The 21,501-nt window shown below is 70.1% G+C and carries 19 protein-coding genes; 14 read left to right on the top strand and 5 right to left on the bottom strand.

The features are described from left to right. The first annotated feature begins 36 nt into the window (after positions 1–36). The 3 genes from ACGGCP_RS16260 (at position 37) to ACGGCP_RS16250 (ending at position 3,406) form a co-directional block, all read left to right on the top strand. On the top strand, positions 37–1,023 hold the full coding sequence (locus ACGGCP_RS16260) for an ABC transporter permease (RefSeq protein WP_392966818.1): 987 nt from the start codon (positions 37–39) through the stop codon (positions 1,021–1,023). After that, the gene (locus ACGGCP_RS16255) at positions 1,020–1,955 is read left to right on the top strand and encodes a carbohydrate ABC transporter permease (protein WP_392966816.1); all 936 of its coding nucleotides are present in this window, start codon (positions 1,020–1,022) and stop codon (positions 1,953–1,955) included. The genes ACGGCP_RS16260 and ACGGCP_RS16255 overlap by 4 nt, the downstream gene beginning before the upstream one ends. A gap of 83 nt (positions 1,956–2,038) precedes the next feature. Further along, positions 2,039–3,406, top strand: a complete 1,368-nt coding sequence (locus ACGGCP_RS16250; protein ID WP_392966815.1) for a cellulase family glycosylhydrolase — start codon at positions 2,039–2,041, stop codon at positions 3,404–3,406. Between the two features lie 121 nt (positions 3,407–3,527). On the opposite strand, the gene ACGGCP_RS16245 is transcribed toward ACGGCP_RS16250, so the two are convergent. Together ACGGCP_RS16245 and ACGGCP_RS16240 are read right to left on the bottom strand one after the other, a co-directional pair. Then, positions 3,528–4,640: an NAD(P)/FAD-dependent oxidoreductase gene (locus tag ACGGCP_RS16245; protein WP_392966813.1), complete on the bottom strand. Its 1,113-nt coding sequence runs from the start codon at positions 4,638–4,640 to the stop codon at positions 3,528–3,530. 93 nt (positions 4,641–4,733) lie between these two features. Next, entirely contained in the window at positions 4,734–5,666 is a 933-nt protein-coding gene (locus ACGGCP_RS16240) for a sigma-70 family RNA polymerase sigma factor (RefSeq protein ID WP_392966811.1), read from the bottom strand. Positions 5,667–5,781: 115 nt separating this feature from the next. Between ACGGCP_RS16240 and ACGGCP_RS16235 the strand changes: the two genes are divergently transcribed. The 3 genes from ACGGCP_RS16235 (at position 5,782) to ACGGCP_RS16225 (ending at position 8,458) form a co-directional block, all read left to right on the top strand. Then, on the top strand, positions 5,782–6,192 hold the full coding sequence (locus tag ACGGCP_RS16235; RefSeq protein ID WP_392966809.1) for a hypothetical protein: 411 nt from the start codon (positions 5,782–5,784) through the stop codon (positions 6,190–6,192). 30 nt (positions 6,193–6,222) lie between these two features. Beyond that, positions 6,223–6,963, top strand: coding sequence for a hypothetical protein (locus ACGGCP_RS16230; protein ID WP_392966807.1), 741 nt, complete (start codon positions 6,223–6,225; stop codon positions 6,961–6,963). Between the two features lie 355 nt (positions 6,964–7,318). Next, entirely contained in the window at positions 7,319–8,458 is a 1,140-nt protein-coding gene (locus ACGGCP_RS16225) for a magnesium and cobalt transport protein CorA (RefSeq protein ID WP_392966805.1), read from the top strand. Between the two features lie 35 nt (positions 8,459–8,493). On the opposite strand, the gene ACGGCP_RS16220 is transcribed toward ACGGCP_RS16225, so the two are convergent. After that, a complete protein-coding gene (locus ACGGCP_RS16220; protein WP_392966803.1) occupies positions 8,494–9,075 on the bottom strand; it encodes a TetR/AcrR family transcriptional regulator in 582 nt (193 codons plus the stop codon). 90 nt (positions 9,076–9,165) lie between these two features. On the opposite strand from ACGGCP_RS16220, the gene ACGGCP_RS16215 reads away from it, so the two are divergent. The 5 genes from ACGGCP_RS16215 to ACGGCP_RS16195 all read left to right on the top strand — a co-directional run bounded on the left by ACGGCP_RS16215 (position 9,166) and on the right by ACGGCP_RS16195 (position 17,048). Further along, a complete protein-coding gene (locus ACGGCP_RS16215) occupies positions 9,166–10,056 on the top strand; it encodes an SDR family oxidoreductase (protein WP_392966801.1) in 891 nt (296 codons plus the stop codon). A 205-nt stretch (positions 10,057–10,261) separates the two neighbouring features. Further along, positions 10,262–10,699: a hypothetical protein gene (locus ACGGCP_RS16210; protein WP_392966799.1), complete on the top strand. Its 438-nt coding sequence runs from the start codon at positions 10,262–10,264 to the stop codon at positions 10,697–10,699. A gap of 268 nt (positions 10,700–10,967) precedes the next feature. Beyond that, a complete protein-coding gene (locus ACGGCP_RS16205; protein ID WP_392966797.1) occupies positions 10,968–11,627 on the top strand; it encodes a DUF7019 family protein in 660 nt (219 codons plus the stop codon). A 7-nt stretch (positions 11,628–11,634) separates the two neighbouring features. After that, positions 11,635–15,114 (top strand): protein kinase, encoded by a 3,480-nt coding sequence (locus tag ACGGCP_RS16200; protein WP_392966795.1) that lies wholly within the window; start codon positions 11,635–11,637, stop codon positions 15,112–15,114. Then, a complete protein-coding gene (locus tag ACGGCP_RS16195) occupies positions 15,081–17,048 on the top strand; it encodes an ATP-binding cassette domain-containing protein (RefSeq protein ID WP_392966793.1) in 1,968 nt (655 codons plus the stop codon). Before ACGGCP_RS16200 ends, ACGGCP_RS16195 begins: the two co-directional genes overlap by 34 nt. 49 nt (positions 17,049–17,097) lie before the next feature. Here the strand turns inward: ACGGCP_RS16195 and ACGGCP_RS16190 are convergent, their stop codons facing one another. Beyond that, complete coding sequence (locus ACGGCP_RS16190; RefSeq protein WP_392966791.1) at positions 17,098–17,514, bottom strand: pyridoxamine 5'-phosphate oxidase family protein; 417 nt, start codon at positions 17,512–17,514, stop codon at positions 17,098–17,100. A gap of 233 nt (positions 17,515–17,747) precedes the next feature. Here ACGGCP_RS16190 and ACGGCP_RS16185 point away from each other — a divergent pair, with 233 nt between their 5' ends. After that, a complete protein-coding gene (locus ACGGCP_RS16185; protein WP_392966789.1) occupies positions 17,748–18,890 on the top strand; it encodes an epoxide hydrolase family protein in 1,143 nt (380 codons plus the stop codon). Between the two features lie 12 nt (positions 18,891–18,902). Here ACGGCP_RS16185 and ACGGCP_RS16180 read toward each other — a convergent pair whose 3' ends face one another. Further along, complete coding sequence (locus tag ACGGCP_RS16180) at positions 18,903–20,000, bottom strand: winged helix DNA-binding domain-containing protein (RefSeq protein ID WP_392966788.1); 1,098 nt, start codon at positions 19,998–20,000, stop codon at positions 18,903–18,905. A 159-nt stretch (positions 20,001–20,159) separates the two neighbouring features. On the opposite strand from ACGGCP_RS16180, the gene ACGGCP_RS16175 reads away from it, so the two are divergent. Both ACGGCP_RS16175 and ACGGCP_RS16170 read left to right on the top strand, forming a co-directional pair. Then, positions 20,160–20,900 carry an SDR family oxidoreductase gene (locus tag ACGGCP_RS16175; RefSeq protein ID WP_392966786.1) on the top strand — a complete coding sequence of 247 codons (741 nt, stop codon included), beginning with the start codon at positions 20,160–20,162 and terminating at the stop codon, positions 20,898–20,900. 12 nt (positions 20,901–20,912) lie between these two features. Further along, entirely contained in the window at positions 20,913–21,497 is a 585-nt protein-coding gene (locus tag ACGGCP_RS16170) for a TetR/AcrR family transcriptional regulator (protein ID WP_392966784.1), read from the top strand. Positions 21,498–21,501 lie beyond the last annotated feature (4 nt).

The following is a 21,501-nucleotide window of genomic DNA, read 5'->3' as shown; positions in this document are numbered from 1 at the left end:
ATCGTCCCGGTTCCCTTCGACGACAACGAGAGCGCAATGGCAGCAACAGCGACGCTGGCGGACCGCCCCGCCGACACCCCGCCGAGACCGGAGAAGCCCGCGCGCAGGAAGCGGGCCATGCGGCACCGGCTGCGGCAGGACTGGCCGCTGATCGTCCTCACCGTCCCGGTGCTGGCGCAGATCGCCGTGTTCTTCTACGGCCCCTCGGTCTACAACGTCATCGCCTTCATGGACTACAGCCCTTACCAGCCGCTGTGGGAGAACCGGATCGTCGGCTTCACCCACTTCCAGATCCTGTTCCAGGACCCGTACTTCGTCGACGCGCTGCTGAACACGCTGCTGTTCGCGCTCGCGGCGCTGCTATTCGTCTTCCCGATCTCGATCGGGCTCGCGCTGCTGATGCACAGTGTGGTCTCCACGAGGCTCCGCAGCCTGTTCCAGACCATCGTGTTCCTGCCGCACTTCTTCTCATGGGTGCTGGTCGTCTCGATCTTCACCCAGATGCTCGGCGAGGGCGGCATGCTGAGCCGCTGGCTGGTGGGCATGGGCGGCGAACGCCTGGAGATCATGCGCGACCCCGACACGTTCCTGTTCCTCGCCTGGCTGCAATGGACCTGGAAGGACGCGGGCTGGGGCATGATCATCTTCCTCGCCGCTCTGGCCTCCATCAACCCGAGCCTCTACGAGGCCGCCGCAGTCGACGGCGCGAACCGGTGGCGGCGCCTGTGGCACATCACCTTGCCCGGCATCCGGCCGGTGATCGTGCTCCTGTTGATCCTGCAGCTGGGCGGGGTCCTCTCCGTCGGTTTCGAGCAGTACCAGCTGCAGCGTGAAGCGGTCGGCTGGGGCGCTTCGGAAGTGCTCGACACGTTCGTCTACTACCGGACGATCCTCTCGTCCAACGGCGAAGCCCTCGGTACTGCGGCGGGCCTGTTCAAGGGCGTCATCGGGCTCTGCCTCATCCTCACCGCGAACCACATCGCCCACCGGCTCGGAGACCAGGGGATCTACCAGAAGTCATGACCGCCATCGCATATCGGCGCCGCTCGAAGCGCGCCGCCTGGGACGAGGAGCCGAGCCTGCTCGGCAAAGCCGTCAAAGCACTGTTCCTGGCGGCCTACGCCGCCGCCGTCATCATTCCACTATGGTCGATCATCGCCACGAGCGTCGCCACCGACGACATCCTCGACGAGTCCGGCGGAGACATGGTCTTCCTCCCCACCGAGGTGAGCCTCCAGGCCTACCGTGAGATCCTCTCCGGAGGAGCGGTGACGAAGTCGCTGCTGTTCACGCTGCTGCTCACCGTCGTCGGCACCGCGATCAGCCTCTCCCTCACCGTCGCGGCCGCCTACGGGCTCTCCCGGCCCGGCTCGGTCGCGCACCGCAAGTTCCTCACCGCCATCCTCATCACCCTCCTGTTCGCGCCCGGCATGTACCCGGCGTACCTGGTCGTGCAGGACCTCGGCCTGCTCAACGACATGTGGGCGCTGATCCTGCCGGTGTGCTTCAGCGCCTGGAACCTCATCGTGCTGCGCACCTTCTTCATGACAAGCGTGCCCGGGGAGCTCATCGACGCGGCCCGGATCGACGGCGCGGGGGAGTTCCGGACGCTGTTCGCGATCGTGCTGCCGATGTCGAAGGCGATCCTCGCCGTCATCGGCCTGTTCTACGCCGTCGGCTACTGGAACACCTATTTCCTGGCCGTGCTCTACACGCCCGGCCTGGAGACCAAGCCGATCCAGGTGCTCATCCAGCAGTGGCTGCTCGCCGCCACCGGCCCGCAAGGGCAGGACGCAGCCGCAGCGGCGGCGATCTCCTCCGGGGCGGCGAACGCCCCCGCGGCCTCGCTCAAGACGGCCGCGATCGTCTGCACGATCGTCCCTATCGTCGTCATGTACCCGTTCATCCAGAAGCACTTCACGAAAGCCGTCATCACCGGCGCCATCAAGGGCTGACCGGACCGGCCGCCCCGCGGGTTCGTCCGGCGGCGGGGCGCCGACCGCACCGACCTCCGGACCATCACCAGAAAGGCATCGGTATGGCAACCACAACCCTCGCCCGCCAGCGCCGTTCGCTGCGACGCATCGCGCTCGCCGCGTTCACCGCCGCGGCGCTCGCCGCCGCCGGGCTGTTCGCCCTCACGCCCGCGCAAGCCCAGCCGAACGGGTTCCACGTCGTCGGCTCCGACCTCGTCGACGCCAACGGGAACGTGTTCATCATGCGCGGCTCCACCCACCCCTACGAGTGGTACCGCGACCGCGACCAGTCCATCAGCGATATGAGCGACCTCGGCGCCAACACGGTCCGCGTCGTCCTCGGCTCCGGCCAGCAGTGGGGCCCGACCCCGGCCGCGAACGTCGAGGCGATCATCGCCGACTGCAAGGCGAACCGCGTCGTCTGCGTCCTGGAAGTCCACGACACCACCGGCTACGCCGACACCTCCGCGCCCAACGCCGCCAGCCTCGACCAGGCCGTCGACTACTGGATCAGCATCCAGGACGCCCTCGAAGGCGAAGAGGCCTACGTAATCGTCAACATCGGCAACGAGCCCTGGGGCAACGCAAACGTCGCGGGCTGGGAGCCCGCAATGACAGCTGCGGTCCAGCGCCTGCGCTCGGCCGGTTTCGAGCACACGCTCATCGCGGACGCGCCCAACTGGGGCCAGGACTGGACCAACACCATGCGCGACGGCCAGGCAGCTCAGCGGATCTTCGACGCCGACCCACTGAAGAACACCGTGTTCTCCGTCCACATGTACAGCGTCTACGCCCAACCGCAGACCGTGATCGACTACTTCGACGCGTTCGAAGCCAAGGGCCTGCCGCTCATCGTCGGCGAGTTCGGCGAGGACACCCCCACCACGATCGAAGCCGAGGCCCAAGCCCGCGGGATCGGCTGGATCGCGTGGTCCTGGTCGGGCAACAGCGGCGGCTCCCACGACCAGGTGATCAACTTCGACCCCGCGCAGATGCGGCCCTGGGGCGAACGAGTCTTCCACGGCGCCAACGGGATCGGCGCGACGGCCGAGCGCGCCTCGGTCTTCGGCGACGACCCCGACCCCACCACCACCGAGGTGCCCACCTCGACCGAACCCACCACTGCCCCTGCGGGCGACTGCTCAGCCGTGATCGTGATCGTCAACGACTGGGGCTCGGGCTGGCAGGGCAACGTCCGCATCACCGCCGACGCCGCGGCCGTGGACGGCTGGACGCTGCGGTGGACCTGGTCGGGGGCCACCACCGTCACTTCGTCCTGGAACGCCGGACTCACCCAGTCCGGCAGCACCGTCACCGCCACCGACGTCGGCTGGAACGCCACCGTCGCCACAGGACAGACCCGCGACGTATTCGGTTTCATCGGGTCCAGCCCGGCCGAAGCCCCGGAGGTGACCTGCTCCGCCGCGTGACCGTCCGCTGCCTCGGACGCATTGAAGCGTCCGAGGCAGCGGCAGCCATGGCGGGGCTTACGTTCCACGAGAGCCGGAACCTCCTCACCGAAGCACACGCGGCTAGCGCCCGACCTCTCGTTCATCTTCCTTTCGGGAGATCGTGTCTGAAGCTCCACACAGCGATCCGGCACAGCGCCTCTTTGTACAACACCGCGGTCCTGCCGGTGAGATAGCCGCGTCTGGGCCGGTCGTCGGCGGTCACGAACTGCACCACCGCATCCCGTCGGCCGAGGCTGACCGTCTGGTGGAAGTACCGGACCTTGAGGATCGGCGGGCGGCGACCGGCGATCGCGGCCGCGAGGTGCCCGGCGGCGAGCCAGCCCGTCGGCATCCCCGACGAGCACGACATCCGCAGCGGCCGCCCTCCCGGCCCCATCGCGAAGGCGGCGTCGCCGACAGCGAACACTTCGGGATGCGAGACCGAGCGCATCGCGGCGTCCACGACCACCTGGCCGCGCTCGTTCACCCCGAGTCCCGAACCGGCCGCGATGGGGTCGGGCGCGAACCCGGTGGCGCCGATCGTCACGTCCGCTCCGAAACGCGCGCCGTCCGCGGCGACCGCACCGTCCTCGGTGACCTCCCGGACCCGGACGCCTTCGCGCACTTCGATTCCCAGGCGCGCGAAACCGCGCCGCAGATGCGCGCGCGCTCCAGGCACGAGCCAGCCGCCGAGCCTGCCCGAGGTCGCCAGCGCGACCGACAGGTCCGGCCGGGCCTCGGCGATCTCCGATGCCACCTCCAGTCCCGTCAGGCCGCCGCCGACTACGAGCACGCGTTCCCCGGCAGCGGCCCTGGCGAGCCTGCCGCGCAGGCGCAGTGCCGCGACGGGTGAGGCCGCGCTCCAGGTATGCGCTTCGTTCGGCAGCGGGATTCCCGCGCTGCCCAGGGCGTAGACGAGCGAGTCGTAGCCGATGGGCTCGCCGTCGGCGAACAGCTTGCGGCCGTGCACGTCGACGGTCTCAACGCGCGCGCAGTGGAACCGTACGCCGGACCCGTGAAGCAGGTCCGCCAGTTCGCGGCGGGGGAGGTCCTGACCGGCGGCGACCTGGTGCAGGCGCAGGCGTTCGACGAAATCGGTCCGGTCGTTGACCAGGACGATCTCGGCGTCCGTGCCTTTGAGCAGGGTGCCGAGCCTGCGTGCGGCGGTCAGGCCGGCGTACCCGGCCCCCAGGATGACGATGCGGTGCGGCATGGATGCGCTCCTTCGCTGTCGGTGATGCGACTAGACGAGGGAGGCACGGCGGTTCCTGACAGCCGGGGCGGAATCGAGATCGGCTTCACAGCTTCACCAGACAGCGAGTACCGGCTCCCCATGTACCCGGTCGGCCCACTGCCCGCTCAGGCGCGCAAGGCGATCGGGAGCCGCATAGCTGCGCAGCGCGGCGATGCGGCCGCTGCCGTCGAGTTCGAGGGTCATGACGCCGACGACCTTGCCGTCGACCACCGCGACCGCTGCCGGGGCGCCGTTGACCAGGTCCGCGTAGATCGCGGGGGCGCCGCCGATGAGCCGGTGTTTGGCGGGCGTCGGCTTATACGCGGCCCGCAGATACGCGGCGACTGCCGCCGCACCCAGGTGCCGGATCGGCTTCTCGAGGAGGCCCGCGCTGTCGGAGACGGCCGTGGCGTCCTCGGCGAGCATCACCACCAGCGTCTCAAGTCGCCCGGTCGCGGCCGCGGCCAGGAACGCCTCGACCACGCGCCGCGCTTCGGTCTGATCGGCTTCTTGCCGGGGGGCTCTGGAGACGCGGAACCGGGCCCGGTGGAAGTGCTGCTGACTGGCGGCCTCCGAGACACCGATCATCTCGGCGATCTCCTTGTGCGAGTAGCCGAACGCCTCCCGAAGCACGTACACGGCGCGCTCGGGCGGCGACAGACGCTCCATCAGCTGCAGGACCGCCAGCGACACCGACTCTCGCTGCACCGCGGTCTCGGCGGGGCCGAGCATCGGGTCCCCGTCGAGCACCGGCTCCGGCAACCGCTCGAAGGTCCGCTCCCGTCGCGCCCGCGCCGATCCCAACCGGTCCAGGCACAGGTTCGCGACCGTCCTGACGAGCCACGCCTCCGGCACCTCGATGCCTGAACGATCGGCCCCCTTCCACCGCAGGTACGCGTCCTGCACGGCGTCTTCGGCATCGGCCACCGACCCGAGCAGCCGGTAGGCGACGGCGAGCAGCCGGGGCCGGTGGGCCTCGAACCCGTCCAGGGCGGCATCGTCCATCGATCCTCCGGTGCTGATGCGAAGGCGGTGCGCGAACATCGATCGAGCGGCACCATGGCGTCCGATCCTAGTCCGCAGCGGGACCGGTCCCCGATTTTCCTGCCAGACTGGGAAAATGACGCTCTTCCGGTATCCGTGGTTTTCTGCCAGGCGACGTCGGGACCTGTTCGGCCGCCCCGAACGGGTGCCGCACGGACTCCACGAAGCCGCAGAGGCGCTTGACACGCTCCGAGCTGCGTTCCGGTCCCCTGCGTCTCGCACCCTGTCGGGACGATGGACCTCCAGCGGACGTGCCGTCTGGCACCTCTGGGCATCGGACCCGTTTGTTCAGATCGACTACCGCTCGATGCGCACCGATTGGCTCAATCGCGAGCTTGCACGTGAAGCGACGCGGTTGCCGGTCGTCGCAGTGCCACTTCCACCGCTCGCACCGTTCGCAACACCGTTCACGTCCGATGCCGGGGAGCCCGAGCCCGAAGCCGAAGAGCCGCCCGCGATCCAGGCTTTGGGCGGCTACGTCAAATGATCCAACTGGCGCACGATCCCGGAGGCCCAGGTGCTGGAGTGGCTCGATGCGGCGGCGATCTATCTGAAGCGCCAACATTCGATCCTCACCGATCTGCACACCGAGTCAGAACATATCGCCACGCTCGACCCTCGAAACCCACGGCACGCCAAGCGGATAGCTGAGGAGGCCGTGCCCCCGCAGCGCTCTGCGCTCACGCGGCTGCTCGAAGCCGGCGAGGCCTATGAGCCGACGCTGCGGGCGGTGCAGAGCTGCCTTCCGATGACCAGCCAGTTCGACCCGTGGATCGATCCTGTCCATCCGCTGCGGGCATGGTTCAAGCGAAAGGACTGGGTGGTGCTCCTCAAGGGAACAGCCGGGCGGATCATGCACTTGGACCTGATTGCGGACAAGGAGCGCACCTGGATCGACGGGGAAGCCGCGTACGAGATCGGCGGAGTGGACTTCTGGGCCGTGTCACTGCATACGATTCAGCGGGCGGCTACCACCGCTCGAACGGACCAGGTCCAGTTGGAGGTCGAGTGGGATCAGGCCTCGCTCGCATACGCGGACCGAGCGGTGGCCGAGCTCTGGAACGGCATCGACGTCGAGCACGATTTGCCGTGCGACTTCGCTGCCGCCTGTATGAAGCTCTTCGGGATCGACCGCCTGCCCCGAAGCCTGTTCGGCGTCACCGGGGATTTCCGGATTCGCCCGAAGTGGGAGAGAGACAGGGCAACCATGGAACGACACCCGATGCCGCCGGCCGGGGAGTGGTCGGGCGGCGGATAAGACGACAGCCCCGAGAGCGGCCAGTCGGCGTCCCGACCGACTTCGAGCAGGCCAATCATCTGGAACCCGGCGTCGCTCAGTCCGCCGAACGTCTCCTTTCATGAAACCGGCGCTGAATGACAGATGCGGGGGACCAAGAAGGGGACCATCTGAGGCGAAGAACAATGCCCTGGACTGCCGAATCTAGACCACTGTCGAGCTTTGTAGATATTTATCTAACTGCGGAAACGCCGAAACATGCCTCCCGGGCCTATACAGCACGTCGCGGCCGACGGGATTCGAGGTGCGCACCGCGGATGACCGTACTCGGATAGCGTTGCGCCGAAGGCTCCCCGGACGACAGGAGGATCGAACCATGCGCTGGTACGACCGCATCACTTCGCTGCGCGAGCATCTGGGCAAGTCCGACCGCAAGCGCGGTCGCGGCGAGGCGGTGCCGGAGACGGCGCCCGCGAAGGCCCCGGAGCGGACCGGCAGCGGCACGGCGGTCGTCGACAACGCCGTGTACTGCGACGGCGAGCGGATCGAACCCGAATCGCTGGACCAGACCTACGAGCTGATCCGCGAGCGCAAGGGCCTGGGCTGGATCGGGCTGTACCGGCCCGAGCGCGAGAACATCGAGGCGATCGCGTTCGAGTTCGGCCTCCACCCGCTCGCGGTCGAGGACGCCCTCCACGCCCACCAGCGGCCCAAACTCGAACGGTACGGCGACACGCTGTTCGTGGTACTGCACCCGGCCCGGTACGTCGACTCCGAGGAGGTCGTCGACATCGGCGAGCTCCACATGTTCATCGGCCCGGACTTCGTGGTCACGATCCGCCACTCCGAGGCCCCCGACCTGCGGCCCGTGCGCCGCCGCATGGAGGAGCACCCGGAGCTGCTGCGCCTGGGCCCCGAAGCGGTCCTGTACGCGGTGCTCGACCGGATCGTCGACGACTACGCCCCGGTGCTGCGCGGGGTCGCCATCGACATCGACCAGATCGAGACGCAGGTCTTCGACGGCGACGCCGAGGTCTCCCGCCGGATCTACCAGCTCGGTCGCGAGGTGATCGACTTCCGGCACGCGGTCGAGCCGCTCGCGGACATGTTCGCCTCGCTGCGCTCCGGGTTCGACAAGTACAAGGTGGACCTGGAGCTGCAGCGGCTGCTGCGCGACGTGGAGGACCACTCGGTGCGCGTCAATGAGCGCATCGACTCGTTCCGCGAGCTGCTGAACAACATGCTCACCGCGAACGCCACCGTCGTCGCGCAGCGCCAGAACGAGGAGATGCGCCGCATGACCGAGACCAGCCTGGCGCAGAACGAGGAGATCAAGAGGATCTCCTCCTGGGCTGCGATCCTGTTCGCCCCCACCCTGGTCGGCACCGTCTACGGCATGAACTTCGACCACATGCCCGAGCTCCACTGGCTGCTGGGCTACCCGTTCGCGATCGTCCTCATGCTGACCGTCTCGGTCATCCTCTACTTCGTGTTCAAGGCCAAGGACTGGCTGTAGGTGCTGGCGGAGGTCCGCGCGGCTCTACAGCCGTCTCAGGTCCTCAGGCCGTCGATGATGATCTCGAGATAACGCGCTGACGCCGCGCGGTTGGCGTCGGCGGGGAGTTCGGGCATCCGACAGGTGGTGAGGCTGATGAGCCGCAGCAGGTCGGAGCCGGTTATGTCGGTGCGCATCGCGCCCTCGTCCTGAGCGTCGCGGACGGCGCGCTCGAACCGGTCCAGCCAGTCCATGGTGAGGCCGCGCAGTTCGGCGTCCCCATCGCGGTGCTCGGCGAGCCAGGGCCGGAGGGCGGCCGAGAGTTCGCCGAGGCCCGGTTCGCCGCAGAAGCGGACGAGACGTACGACCGCGTCCCAGCCCGTCGGCGCATCAAACTGGGCCTCGGCGAGAGCGATGCCGCGTCGGAACATCTCGGCGGCGACCTCGCGGATAAGCGAGTGCCGGTCGGGGAAACGTCGGTACAGGGTCCCGACGCCGACGCCTGCTCGCTGGGCGATGTCTTCCATGGGGACGTCGGGGCCGCGCTCGCTGATGAGCTCCCCGGCTCCGGCGATGATGCGTTCGCGGTTGCGCTGGGCATCGGCTCGCAGCCGGGGCGCTCGGGCGGTCGTTTCCATACCCTCGATAGTACTGGACGATTTTCTTCCGGTTATGCTAGCCTCGCCAATATACGGAAGAAAAACTTCCACTTACCTTGGAGGAAACCCATGATTCTCGTGACCGGAGCGACCGGATCGACTGGCGGCCACCTTGTGTCGCAGCTGAAGGCACGCGGCTCGGCGTTCAAGGCCCTCGTCCGCGACCGCGGGAAGGGCGACGCGCTCGGCGCCCCCTACGCCGTGGGCGATTTCGCGGACCCGGCGTCGCTCGCCGCGGCGATGGCGGGCGTGGACCGCGTCTTCCTCGCTTCCCCTGGGGCCCAGGGCTATCTCGTGGACGGTGAGCAGCCGATGATCCGCTGGGAGCGCAACGTCATCGATGCCGCGAAGGCCGCCGGAGTGCGGCACGTCGTCAAGCTCTCGGTGTGGAACGCCCGCATCGGCGGCCCTATGTCCGAAGGCGGCCACGGCGCGGTCGAGGCGTACCTCAAGGAGTCCGGACTGGAGTGGACGATGCTCCAGCCCGGCGGGTACATGCAGAACTTCCTCCGCCCCGAGACGAGCCTGGGCGACGAGGACGGCAACCTCATCGGCCCCGAAGGCGACGCGCGCGTGGCCTTCGTCGACTGCTTCGACATCGCCGCGGTCGCAGCCGAACTGCTCACCGGCGACACGGGCCGCAATAATTCCTATGTGATCACAGGGCCTGAGGCGGTCACGTACACCGAGATCGCCGCGAAGCTCAGCGAAGGGCGCGGCCGCCCGGTGGGCTTCCGCGGCGAGCCGGCGCGGGTGATCGCCGACCGGCTGCGCGGGTACGGCCTCGATTCCCAGCTCGCCGACGATCTCGCCGGGCAGTACGCGTCTCTCGGCGCAGGCGTCTACGAGGAGGTCACTGACGTCGTGGAACGGTTCACCGGCCGCAAGCCGCGCGACTTCGACGCGTTCATGGCCGCGAACCCGCAGGCCTACCCCGCGCTCGCCTCGTCCGCGCGCTAGCCGGAGGTCGCACGAAGCCCCGGGCCCGCAGTCAGACGCCGCAGGTTCGCGCGACATGGCGGCAGCCAAGTCGCCGCCGGTGTATTGGCAGTGCCCGGCCGGGTGCGGCGGCGGCGTGACCTTGTGGCAGCGGCGCCTCACGAGGGCTCCATGCGGCCGATCTCGCAGGGTCGCACCACGACTGGAAGCCATCTAAGGTCATTCCATGGAGACAGGTCTTGACACGGGCTTGCAAATGATCGGTACCGCCGCTGCCGTCGCCGGGACCTATTTCGCCTACCGGCAGTACCGCCTCTCACGCGACGCCAGGCCGACGGGAAGAGCGGCAGGGGAGGAGGACGGCAACGTCGAGCACTTCGCGTGCCTGCCCTACCCCCAGGTCGGCGACCTGTTCTACGGGTACCTCATGGCGGCGTTCGGCATCGGCATGATGGTCTGGACCCTCCTCGATCGCGATCCCGAGCTCTCTGCGCGGGAGTTCACCGTGCGACGACGGTTCCCGAACACCCACTTCGTCAGAGTGCCTTGGGCGAACATCGACCACATCGCCATCATCACCTCACCGGGGGCCACCACCAGGTGGTCGCACGGCTGCCGAAAGGCGGCGGGTTCGCCCCCGGGATGCCTGGGACTTCTACTCTGAACAGGCACGCGGGTACATCATGTGCGACATGAAAGGCGCAGAGCCCTCCGAAGACGCATTCCTGGACGCGTTGCAGCGCCATTCCGGAATCGAGGTGCGGCGTTGAGCTGCGGTGAGACGGATCCGCGCGACCGACTGCAGGTCTTCGCCGATGGCGAGCCTGCGATGCTCTCGACCTCCTATGCGCCACTCACTACCGGCACGCGCAGGACCTCGCTGTGTCGATGCCACGACAGCGCCGTCGAGGACGATGGGGGAGACTGGGTCGATGCTGTTGCGGTACTACTACTACGTCTCTACAACCAAGGTGCGCATGCTGTCCGACCAGATGGTGTCGCGCCGCCCGGTCAAACGCAGCACCGAAGCGGGGTTCTCGGTCAAGCTCTTCTCCGCGAAACGCACCGTCGAGACGGCCGACGACACCGAGGCGTCCCTGCTCGACCGGGTCATCGAGCAGCTGCACGTCGACGGCGAGATAGGGACCGTGGCCGATCCGGCCGGGTACTTCCACGGCCAGGGCCTCATGCGGTGGAACGTGATCGGCACCCCCGAAACCGGGCTCGCAGCGGTCTTCGCGGGCGAGATAGAGGGCACCACAGTGGTGCTGGGAGGATCGGACCGCCATCTCCTCAGCGCCCCCGGCTCGGACGAACAGTCGCTCCCCTCCAGTTCGCTGCCGCCCGTGCTCCTCGACCGGTTGGAGACGATGTCAGCTCTGGAGGACGAGCGGACACGCGGGTTGATCGACGACGTCGCCGGAAGCGGTTCCGAGGCCGAGACCGTCTTCCGGGCGGCCGAAGCGCTCGACGGTCCCCAGCAGCCGCTCGAGTTCACGGCGACGACGCTCCACGAAGGCCACGTGACGGTGGACGGACGCACCCGTCGCGTGCTCCTCGGCAGTCCCTTGTACGTCGCGCTGCGGCGGTGAGCCCGCCGTGAGCAGCAGCTGGCGGGTCGGCGCGACCGTCGCCGACGTCTACGAGGTGACCGCCGCCAACCGCACGGGCCTGACCGCCGCCGTCTTCCGTGTCCGCCACCGCGACTGGCGGGTGGACCTGGCCGCGAAGGTCCCGTACCGATCGGCTCTCGGCGCGGTCGACGCGTTCGAAGCCGAGGCCCGCGCGTGGATGGCGCTGGAGCCGCACCCGAACGTCGTCAGCGGCGTCTACGTCCGCAGACTGGACGAGATCCCGGTGGTCTTCACCGAATGGATGGACGGCGGCACGGCACGGACGCTCGTCGGCGCGGTCGACCCCGCCGAGCAGGCGGGCCTGCTGCGCTGGCTCGACGTCGGCGTGCAGGCGGCAAGAGGCGTCGGACACGCGCACCGGTCAGGGCTCGCGCACCGCGATGTCAAGCCCGACAACCTGATGCTCGGCTCGGGCGGGATCGTCAGGGTCACCGACTTCGGCTCGTCGAACCTCATGGCGGAGACGGGATCCGGCGAGCCCGGCGGGGACCTGCGGTACTGCTCACCCGAGCAGCGAGCGGCCGTCGCCGGGGACCGCTCACCGGTCGGGCCGCACACCGACGCCTGGTCGTGGGCGGCCACCATGGCCGAACTCGCGCTCGGCCTGCGGCCCTGGGGCGACGACGCCCCCCACCCGGCGGCGATCCTCCCGGCGTTGGCGGCGTCGCCGCTGCCGCGGGGCGCGGTCCGCCTGCTCGCCGCGTGCCTCGACCCGGACCCCGGGGCCCGCCCGGACCTCGCATCGGTGGCGCTGGCGATGCGGGAGGCGTGGGAGGAGGCCGCGGGCGAACCCTACCCGCGACCGGAGACGCTGCCGGGATCGGCGACCGCCGAATGGCTGTCGAACCGCGCATTGTCGTACGGGGACCTGGGGGAGTACGACAAGGCGACCGAATTCCTCCGCGCCGCCGTGGCGGCCGACCCACACGACCTCTACGCGGTGTACAACAACGGTCTGGTCGACTGGCGCTCAGGCAATATGACCGATGAAGCCGTGCTGGCCGACATCGCCACAGCGCAGCAGTTCGAGGCGTCCTGGCACGGCGAGGTGCTGCTCGGCTTCATCCACCTCGAGCGCGGCGACCGCGCCCGCGCCCGCGAGCACCTGGACCGGGCGCGACAGGCCTCCCCCGACGCGGCCGAATCCCGGCCGCTCGCAGAGGTCCTCGAGGCCGCGACCGCCGACCCGAGCATCGTGCACCTTCCCGACCGGCCCGAAGGCGTGACGACGTTCGCGGTCGATGCCGGTGCGACACTCCTGCTCGCCGGACCGGGCGGCTCCGTTGAGCACTGGGACACGACGACCGGCCGGCTGCGGTCGCAGTTGCACGAGACCGGACCCGATGCCGTCGACGCGTCCATGAGCTTGGACTCCGACGTGACGGCGCTGTTGTACAGCGACGACTCGATCGAGCTGTGGAACGGAGCGGGCGCTCCACCGACGCGGATCTCCTGGGCCGGTGCGACGTCCCTCGCGGTCAGCGAGTGCGGCCGGTTTCTCGCCGTAGGCGAGCGGAACGGGACGATCTCGGTGGTCGCCACCGATGACCGTGGCGCCGTCGCCTCCTGGCACGGCCACGCCGGGGCCGTGCACGAGATCCGGCTCAGCGTCGACGCCGAGGTGTGCACGTCGGCGTCGTTCCATGAGGAGCCCGTGCACGGCGACGGAACCGTCGACATCTGGTCCGCCCGCGACGGCGCCCTGATGGCGAACGTCCCCTACCCGGGCACCGGACCGGGTATGAAATGGCGCCGCTCCGAAGTCGTCTTCGACCGCTACGCGGGCGCGCTCGCCATGTGCCCGCTCGGTTCGATCACGGTCTTCGACACCGTGGCACTCGAACGCGTCAGCCACTTCACCCGCCAGCAGCTCGGATACGGTCGCCTGCTGGCGCTGCACGCGCCGACCGCGCAGGGCCTCTACTACCAGTCCCACGGCGTTCACTGCTACCTCGATGTGGCCTCGGGCCGGATCGCCTCCACCGTGCGTCCCGAGGTGTACGAAGACCAGCTGATCGACTTCACGGAAGCGGCGTTCAGCGGTGACGGCTCGAAAGCCGTGCTGGTCGCGAGCGGCCCCGGCGGCGGGCGCCGGTCGATTCGCATCGTCCCCACCGAGGCGATGCAGTTCGCCGCGCCCATGGCGTACGCGCCTCCGCAGCGGACCGAGCGGCTCATCAGTGAAGCGACCGCTTTCGACGCGATGCTCGCGGAAGCGGAGCACCAGTTGCGCAACGGCGACGAGACCCGGGCCGCGGCGCGGCTGCGGGACGCCCGCGACATTCCGGGGCGGAAACGGGATCCTCGGCTCAGAGCGATGTGGAGGCAGCTCGGGCGCCGCCGTTCGCGCACCGTGCTGACCGGCATGTGGCAGGCCGGGAGCATGACGTTCTCGCACACCCAGCAGCCCGCGGTGGCGATATCGCCGAGCGGCGACCTGGTCGCCGTCGCCGAACTGGGCGTATACGTGCGAGTGGCCCCGTTCGACCGCTTGGCCGAGTCGCAGCGGCTCACCAAGGGTGAGGCGAGTTGGCTGCGGCCGATTCGCGCGATCGCGTTCAGCGGCGACGAGGACGCCGTGATGGCGCTGCACGAGGACGCGTCGAACAGTGTGGAGACGCTTCCCGGCCAAGGCAGGCCCGCCTCCTTCACTGTCTCGCGTGCCTCGTTCCCGATGCTGGACGTGGTGTTCTACGCGGGTGTCCGGGCAGCCGTCCAGCGCGGCGGCGGCAATCCCGCCGCTCGGTGCACGGTGGTCGTGAACAGCGGCACCGGCGGTTGGACCGTGCCGCATACGTACTTCGACCCGGTGCTCGCCGTCGGGCAAGGAGTGCTGCTGGTCGCCGACGTCGGCTCGCTGACCGCCTGGGACCTCGAAACCCGCGCGGCGGTCTACACCGTGAGCCCGGTCAGGATGAGCAACATGGAGGTTCCGGCGGTCTCGGTCGACGGCGGCCGCATCGCGCTCCAGACACCGAGCGGTTTCAAAGCCGTCGACACCGCGTCAGGGGCGACCGTGTTCGAACACGACGTTCCAGCCTTCGACGAGGAGACCGGTCCGGCGCTGTGGGACGGAAAGGGCGTCGAGTGCATGGCGTTCTCCGCAGAAGCGCGCTTCCTGGCCACCGGGTGCCGCAACGGGCTCATCGAACTGTGGGACCTCGACGCGGGGGCGCGCATCTGGAGCGAACGGGCGCACGGCTCCGACGTCTCCTATGTGGCGGGCAGCGCCGACTTCGGCCGTCTGATCTCCCGGGACCGGTCCGGGGTGATGCGGCTGTGGGAGCTTGACTGGGAGTTACCCGCTGTCGTGAACCCGACCTTCCCGCAGGCGGCTGCGGGACCCCGATTGTCGGTCCCGGCCGGGATGATGGGGCTCGCGGAGTCGGGCGAGCGGGCGACGGAGGCCGGATGCGAAGCAGGACAGGCTGGTTGGCGCGGTTGATTCCGCGGCAGCGGCGAAGGGACGATGCGGCGGCCGATGCCTCGGCGCTGCCCGAACTCGAGGACATCGCCTGGTACCGGCATGCGGAGGACGCCGAGACGGCCTCGTTCTGGCGCATGGCCCGGCGGCTGCCGGGCCTGGTGCGGCAGGCGCTGCGGACCGCCTGGACCGCTTCGAGGGGATGGACGGTCGCGGCGGTCGGGCTCAGCGTGGTCGCCGGCGTCGCGACCACGACGGCGCTCCTGGCCGTCTCGGATGCGACCGCGACCCTGTTCGCAGCCGCGCCGACCTGGGACCGCGTGCTCGCCGCGGGCCCGGCGCTGGCGCTGCTCGCAGGCGCGACGGCGGCCCGCGCGGGCCTGGGCATCGTCGCCGGGTACGCGCAGCAGCGGTTGAACCCCTTGGTGCTCAACCGAACTGAGCGCGAGTTCTACCGGCTCGTCACCGAGGTGCCGCGCTCCGCGTTCGACGACGACACGTTCGCCGACCGGTTGAAGGCCGCGAAGGACCGTGGATCGAGGGCCGTCGTGGACCTCGTGGGCGATGTGGTCGACCTGGTGACGGCGGCGGTCACGGTCGCGGCAGTGGCCGCGGCGCTCGCGGTCATCGAGCCGGTGCTCATCCCGCTGCTGTTCGCCGCGGCGCTGCCGACGGGCTGGGCCGCGGTCCGGTCGGCGCGGCTCATGTACGTCTCCAACCGGTCCCGGGTCTCGCGGCGGCGTCGGCTGTGGATGGTCGAGTGGCTCATGGACAACCGCTGGACCGCCGACGACCAGCGCTACCACGAGGCCGGAGCGTGGCTGCGCGGCCAGCACCAGGTGATGGTCGACCAGGAGACGCGCGCCGACTTCGACGTGATCCGTTCGCAGACCCTCACCCGCGCGCTCGGGCAGATCGTCGCCGGGGTCGCGGTCGCGGCCGTCTACGGCGTGCTCCTGTGGATGCTCGCGGCCGGAACGGTGCCGCTCGCGGTCGCGGCCGCCGCGGTCATCGCGATCGGGCAGGGGAGGGCGGGGATGGAGAACCTGCTCGTCGCAGTCAACACGGTCTACGAGGACGGCCTGTACGCGGCCGACCGGCACGAGTTCGACGCGATCGCCGCTGAGCGCATCGCGGCGCAGCCCCACCTCGCCGGTCCGGCGCCGGTCGAGGCCGGGGCCGGGCCGCTGCCGCCGCCGGAGCTGATCGAACTGGTCGACGTCTCGTTCCGCTACCCCGGCAAGGACACTGACGCCGTCACCGGTGTGAGCCTCGTGATCGAGCGCGGGAAGACGCTGGCGCTCGTGGGCGAGAACGGCTCGGGCAAGACCACCGTGGCGAAGCTGCTGTGCGGGTTGTACACGCCCACAAAGGGACAGATCCTGTGGGACGGCGTCGACATCTCGCGCGTCGACCCCGCGCGGTGGCGCTGCCACGTGGCGGTGATCGCCCAGCAGATCCAACGCTGGCCGTTCACCGCGGAGCTTTCGGTGCGGCTCGGGCGGTCGAGCGAGCCGGTCGACCGGGAGCGGCTGGTCGCGGCGGCCCGGGACGCGGGCGCGCTCGACATGATCGAGGGTTTCGAGCACGGCTGGAACCAGTTGCTGGACACGGAGTTCCGCGGCGGCACCGATCTGAGCGGCGGGCAGTGGCAGCGGCTGTCCTCCGCGCGAGGGCTCTACCGCGACCAGGGCGCGCTGCTCGTCGCGGACGAGCCTTCGGCCGCGCTCGACGCCCGCGCCGAGGCGCAGCTCTTCGACACGCTGCGCGCCCGCGCGGGGACAGCGTCGACCGTGCTCATCTCCCACCGGCTCCAAGGCGTCGTCCACGCCGACGCGATCGCCGTGCTGGAAGCGGGCGAGCTCATCGAACTGGGCCCGCACCGCGACCTCGTCGCGGCGGACGGCGCCTACGCCGAGCTCTGGCGGCTCCAGGCCCGGTCCTACGCCACCTGACCCGGAGGTCCCGGCGGTCCGAGCTGCCGTCAGACCGCCGGTCGGGGGTTCAGCGCCCGATGGTGAGGCGCAGTCCGGTGACCTCGCTGGGATGGATGGCGATGACCATGTCGTGGGGCCGGTCTATCCATGACTGGACCTGACGGCCCAGTTGCGTGGCCCGGGGGTGGTCGGAGACGTCGGTCGCGGTGCCTCTCACGAGTACGCTCCACCCGATGTGGCTGTGCGGCTTGATCTCGTCGGACTGGTACGAGACCGGCAGTCCCGGCCGCGCCCGCACAGCTCGGGCGAAGGCCGAGGCATGGTGGGTGTAGACGACGATGTCGCCGTCGACGACGGCGTGGTTCAAGGGCCTGATGACCGGCAGGTCGTCGACGATGAACGCGACGCGTCCGTACTCGGCGCGGATCAGGTACGCCATCGCGACCTTCGGCTCGAGCTCGACCGGCTCCCGCTCGTTGTCCACATCAGCCTCCGGGTCGTCCGCCGCCGGCCGGCTCGCCGCTGGCGGCTCGATTTCATGGCAGGAAGCTCGCGCCTGCGGTTCGACCGTAGCAGCGCTCGGACCGCCGTTCGGTGCGGTTGCCGAACCCGGGCGCGCCGTCGTCGGCCGCTGCCAGCCGGTCCCGAAAGCGGTGGACGCGTGCAGCCGGTCCTGCTTCGATGGGCGGAAGCCGACCGCGCACGGGGAAGGACACCATGGAACCGATCGCGGACTTCCGCATCGCAGTGCAGCAAGCCGCTCTCGACGACCTGCACGACCGGCTGCGGCTCACCCGCTGGCCCGCCGCGAGCCCCGAACCGGGCTGGGCCCGCGGCGTCCCCGTCCTGTACCTGCGCCGCCTCGCCGACCACTGGCTGCACCGCTACGACTGGCGCGAGCACGAGGCGGCGCTGAACGCGTTCCCGCAGGGGCTCACCGAGATCGAGGGCCAGCGGATCCACTTCCTGCACGCCCGCTCCCCGGAGCCCGACGCGCTGCCGCTCATCGTCACGCACGGCTGGCCCGGGTCGGTCGTCGAGTTCCAGAAGGTCCTCGGGCCGCTCGCCGACCCCCGCGCCCACGGCGGCGACCCCGCCGACGCGTTCCACGTGGTCGCGCCCTCCCTGCCCGGGTTCGGGTTCTCGACGCCGCTGTCCGCGCCCGACTGGGACCACGCCCGCATCGCCCGCGCCTGGCTCGCCCTCATGGACCGGCTCGGCTACGACCGCTTCGGCGCGCACGGCGGCGACACCGGTTCGAAGGTCTCCCCGGCGCTCGGCCGCCTCGCGCCCGACCGGGTCGCGGGCGTGCACGTCAACGGCGGCCTCGAACTCCCGCCCACGGACGATCCGGGCCTCGCCTCGCTCACGCCCGACGAGCGGGAACGGCTCGAGAACGTAAGGGACCTGGTGCGCCACGGCACCGGGTACGCCGACCTCCAGTCCACGAAGCCCCAGACGATCGCCTACGCCCTCAACGACTCCCCGGTGGGCCAGCTCGCGTGGATCGCCGACAAGTTCCACGACTGGACCGACCCCGCCGCGCGCCTCCCCGAGCACGCCGTCGACGTCGACCAGCTCCTCACCAACGTGACCCTCTACTGGCTCACCGGCACCGGCGCGACCTCGGCGCACCAGTACCGGGCCGTGCGCGACGAGCCGGCGCCCGCGTACTCGGACGTGCCGACCGGCGTCGCGGTCTTCCCGACCGACCCGGCCGTCCGGTCGCTCCTCGAACGCGGGCACCGGATCGTCCACTGGTCCGAGTTCGACCGCGGCGGCCACTTCGCCGCGATGGAGGCCCCGGACCTCCTCGTCCAGGACCTCCGCGACTTCTTCCGGCCCTTGCGCGGTCGTTGATTCCGTTGGGGCTCAAGCAGCTTCGTTGAGGACCACGCGGCGCTCGCCCGCGGGCGCGATGAACGCGAGCAGGCGTTCGGCCTCTTCGAGGACGGCGTCGGCGTCGGCGGGCTTGAGCGGCCTGATCGGTTCGACGGTGATCGCCGAGCCCTGGAAGGACCAGGTACCGGCCGCGAAACCGTCGAGCAGGAACATGGGGATGCCGCCGGAGGCGCCGCGCGCGTACCGCTTCCGGTCCTCCTCGCTGATCACGCGGGTGCGGTCGCGGTGGCCGAGCAGGGCGTTGTCGAAGGCGGGCACGAAGCGGACCGGGACGTCCCGGTCGGGGTCGGCGAGCACCGCGTCCGGCAGGTCGAACAGCTCGACGCCGTCCTCGGACGTGTAGACGCGCAGGCCCTCCCGCAGCCGCTCCACCGGTTCGCGCAGCCGGGTCACGCCCGACCACGACTGGACGTCCATGACGCTCGCCGGGCCGAACGCGGCGAGGTAGCGCAGGACCAGGCCCTCGAGGTCCCGCGACCCGCTCATCGGCAGGCCGGTCTGCTCCTCCGCCAAGGCGACCGCGACATTGCTCGGGTGCTTCCAGCCGCCCCACGCGCCGTTGCGCGGCGCGTGCGCCAGTGCGGTCGTGACCTCCAGTGTGTCCGCAAGCCTGCCGCCGTGGCGTCCCGGGAAGCGCTCGGCGAGGAGCGCGCCGAACTCCTTGCGGGTGAGGGTCCTCCCGGCGAGGAGGTCGCGGCCGACGCGGGTGAGCTCGTCGAGGTCGAGGCCCTCGATCTCGTCGCCGTAGTAAGAGGACTTCAGGATGCCCTGCACCGCGGGCTGCACGGCGGGCCGCAGCCACCGGTAGTCGTCGGCCGCGGTGAGGTGCATGGTGCGCCGCAAGGACAGCGACCGGAGGACCGCCCGGTCCTCCAGCAGCGCGGTGAGGTCGTCGCGCTCGAATGCCGCGAGCCGCGTCCACAGGCTCAGGTAGGGGCTGTTGGGGAACTGCCCCTGGAGCGCGACCAGGTGTTTGACGGCGGCGAGCGGTTCGAGCGGCGTGCGCTCGTCCAGGAACTGGCGGGCGAGGAGGGTCCGGTTCAGGGTGCGGACGCTGAGGATCGGCATGGGTCCATTGAACCCGCACGGTTCCAGACGGCAAAGCGGCGGACCGCTTTCCGGTGCGGGGCAGGCCGACCGTCGCCCTGACGGCCGCGGCGGGTTTCCCGTCGGGGTGCGCGATGGTAGAGTGCTCGCACATACCGACCAGACGGTTTGGAGTCGCGAATGCAGAGGTTCGAGGGCAGCGTCGCCCTGATCACCGGAGCGAGCAGGGGGATCGGCTTCGCCATCGCCCGCAGGCTCGTCAGCGAAGGCGCCTCGGTGGTCGTCACCGGCCGCGACGGGGACGCCCTGAAAGCCGCGGTCGCCGAGCTCGGCGAGGAGCGCGCCTCCGGCGTCGCCGGGAAGGCCGACGACCCCGACCACCAGGCCGCCGCGGTCGCGCACGCGGCCGAGCGCTTCGGCGGCCTCGACCACCTCGTCAACAACGCCGGGATCAACCCCGCCTACGGGCCCCTCACCGGCATCGACCTCGACGCGGCCCGCAAGATCCTCGAAGTCAACGTGATCGCCGCGCTGGGCTGGACCCGCCGGGCCGCCGCCGCGGGCCGCCTCAGGTCGGTCGTCAACATGGCCTCCATCGCGGGCACCGCCTCCAGCCCCGGCATCGGCTTCTACGGCGTCTCGAAGGCCGCCTTGATCAACCTGACCGAGCAGCTGGCGGAGGAGCTGGCCCCGGCGGTCCGCGTCAACGCGCTGGCGCCCGCGGTGGTCAAGTCCCGCTTCTCGAAGGCGCTGTACGAGGGCCGCGAGGCGGAGGCCGCGGGCGCGTACCCGCTCGCCCGCCTCGGCGCGCCCGACGACGTGGCCGGGCCGGCCGCGTTCCTGCTCTCCGAGGACGCCGCCTGGGTCACCGGGCAGACGATCCTCGTGGACGGCGGCGCGAGCGCGCGCCGCTCCTGGTGAAGGATGGGATCCATGAAGACCAAGAACGTGGCCGACGAGGTCCTCAAGGCCGCACTGCGACTGTTCGCCGAGCAGGGGTACGCCAACACCAGCGTCCAGCAGATCGTGCAGGCCGCCGGTGTCACCAAGGGCGCCATGTACCACTACTTCACGTCGAAGGACGACCTGCTCTTCGCGATCTACGAGCGGATGCTGTCGCTCCAGAAGCGGCGGCTCGACGAGATCACGGCCGAGGGCGGCGAGACCGAGTCGGTCCTGCGGGCGGTGTGCGAGGACGTGGTGGTGACCTCGATCGACTTCCTGCCGGAGGGCACCGTGTTCTTCCGCAGCCAGCACATGCTCACCCCCGAGCGGCAGGCGGAGGTGAAGCGCCGCAGGCGCGAGTACCACGACAAGTTCGCCGAGCTCATCGTGCAGGGCCAGGGGGAGGGGCGCTTCCGCGACGACGTGCCGGTCCCGGTGCTCATCGCGCACTTCTTCTCCGACATCCACTACCTGCCCCACTGGTACTCCCACGACGGGCCCGAGGACAAGGCCGAGCTGGCCGCCCAGATCACCGAGCTGTTCCTGCGGAGCCTGCGGAGGACCGATGGCTGAACCC

The organism is Glycomyces sp. NPDC048151 (genome assembly GCF_043202775.1).
GTDB lineage: Bacteria > Actinomycetota > Actinomycetes > Mycobacteriales > Micromonosporaceae > Glycomyces.
This window is presented reverse-complemented; position numbering and strand designations above follow the sequence as displayed.